Origin of the sequence: Rubripirellula obstinata (assembly GCF_001642955.1) — a bacterium.
Lineage (GTDB): Bacteria > Planctomycetota > Planctomycetia > Pirellulales > Pirellulaceae > Rubripirellula > Rubripirellula obstinata.
In genome coordinates this window covers 1-1894 of record NZ_LWSK01000261.1, presented here as the reverse complement: position 1 = coordinate 1894, position 1894 = coordinate 1, and the positions used below count along the sequence as shown (strand labels likewise).

The window sequence follows — 1894 nt, the reverse complement described above, 5'->3', positions numbered from 1 at the left end:
GCGGCGAATCGAATCGTCGCGACCTTCGTGCAAGTAAAGGATCAAGCGTTGAAGCGGAGTTTGGGCCGGGGTGCAGCGGAGATTGAGTCAGCGAGCGACCAGCACGAGCATAGAAGGAGTGACCAAGCAAGCGATCCGACGTAACGAGTCTCGATGTGTAGGAAAGCAAGCGATCGAACGTTCGGCGTTGAAGCGGAGAGACCGCGCACCGAGCGGGATAACGGTTGACATCACCGGGTGGCGGCGAGTGACGTACAAGCAGACGGAAAATGCAACCACCGCCACTCCGGTGCATGTCTTGGTTATCCGCCGTCCGAAGGAAGTGTGTCAATGTCGGCATCGCGCTTGAGTGCTTCGGTTGGAGGGTCAGACTTGCCGTTAGGAGTATCGCTGTCTGGACGTGGTGCGTTCCCAACCAGGAAAGCAAGATAGAGGAATATCGCAGCAGCGAAATAGTTGCCAGCCAGTCGACCATAGTAACCCAGTGGGTCGGTTTCCGGATAGTAAGTGTGCCCCACGACGTCGAATTGGCCTTTACGAGCGATCCAGAGGGTATAGGCGACAATCGCCGCAGCAATGGCGACGAAAACGAAGCAGATCAGGATGACGGCAGTAACGTTGTATTCGGCAAGCACGTGGAGGCAAGGGTTCAAATGGTGCGGAAGATTGAGGTCACCATAGCCTGCGGTATCGCGAATTGTTGGATGCGATTGCAAGGAACACAGAAGAGGCGTCCGTGGTTGCCGAACAATGTCGAGTGCTCAGTCGGATAACGTCTAGGATCACCGGGTACGGAGGGAAAAGTCAACCATCACGGAAAATCTCGCAAGCCGTACTCCGGTGCATCCTTTGGTTATCCGCCAGGGGCGTTTGCCGAAGGATTGCGGGTGGTAGCGGTGAATGAGTATAGCTTGGGCAGGGACGACCGAGCAAGTTCGGTACCCCAAGTTTATCGAAGGGGTGAGGAAGCGAACGGTACGTCGCCATCGTCATACGACGTAGAAGTGGGTAAAGATGTCGATGGCGACGTTCCGTTCGTTTCCGTGAGGTCGCAGCGGAGCAAAGCGTGCCAATGGAGATACGGTCGCAAGTGACCGAGCAATTTGCAGCGTCTTGGAGGTCGCGACGTTCCGAAGGGCCGGAGCTAAGACGTGGCGAACGGCCAGCAATCGCCGTCCGGCCATTCGGTACGTCGCGACCGGGTGTGCAAGCAGAAGGAAAAGCGTTGAAGCGGAGTTCGAGCATGGATGACTTGCAAGCACTGCGAACCGTGTGCATCGTTGCAGCGTGTTCGACATTGCGAAACACGACACGGCCAAGGCGGCCTACGGGCCGGCGATTAGTCGTCAGTGCTAGTAGACCGAGAATGCCTTTGGTCGCGACACGGCCCCGCGCCAAGTCGGATAACGGTATGCATCACCGAGGTGGCGGGATTTGACGTGCAAGCAGAGAGAAAAGTGTGCGGCCGCCACTCCGGTGCATGCAATGGTTATCCGCAATACACCGTTGCGATGTGGTCCGTCGGCGCGGACTTCGTCCCCGTGGGTGACGATCACCGTGTGGAAAGCGTAGCAGAGTAATGCCGGCAAAGCAAATTGCGGTGTGAGGCAGTGTATCGAGTTCGCGAAGACAGGCGTTGGTTGGTGCCACGCAGTGCAGTCGGCACGTCGGCACTAATTGAGCATTGGAATTCGGGCGTTGGTTGATGCCCCGCAGGGCAGTCGGCACTTCGGTGTAGGTCGAGCGTTGGGGGCAAAGCGGTCTTGGCGGTCGTGTTTCATGCGTTGGTTGTGCCCCGCAGGGCGCGAGGCGGGCAGCAAGTGTCCGCGGCTCAGTCGGATAACGGTCGGGATCACCGGGTACGGAGAGAAAAGTCAACCATCACAGAAAATCG

General features: G+C 57.7%; 3 protein-coding genes. All 3 read right to left on the bottom strand.

What is annotated here, in order from left to right; all coding sequences use genetic code 11:
- A partial coding sequence (locus RC85_RS28770) for a hypothetical protein (protein ID WP_238383239.1) occupies positions 1–331 on the bottom strand: 331 nt, incomplete at its 3' end.
- Entirely contained in the window at positions 303–716 is a 414-nt protein-coding gene (locus RC85_RS25595) for a hypothetical protein (protein WP_162273303.1), read from the bottom strand. The genes RC85_RS25595 and RC85_RS28770, both read right to left, overlap by 29 nt.
- 636 nt (positions 717–1352) lie before the next feature.
- On the bottom strand, positions 1353–1556 hold the full coding sequence (locus RC85_RS28065; protein WP_149753177.1) for a hypothetical protein: 204 nt from the start codon (positions 1554–1556) through the stop codon (positions 1353–1355).
- Between the last annotated feature and the right edge of the window lie 338 nt (positions 1557–1894).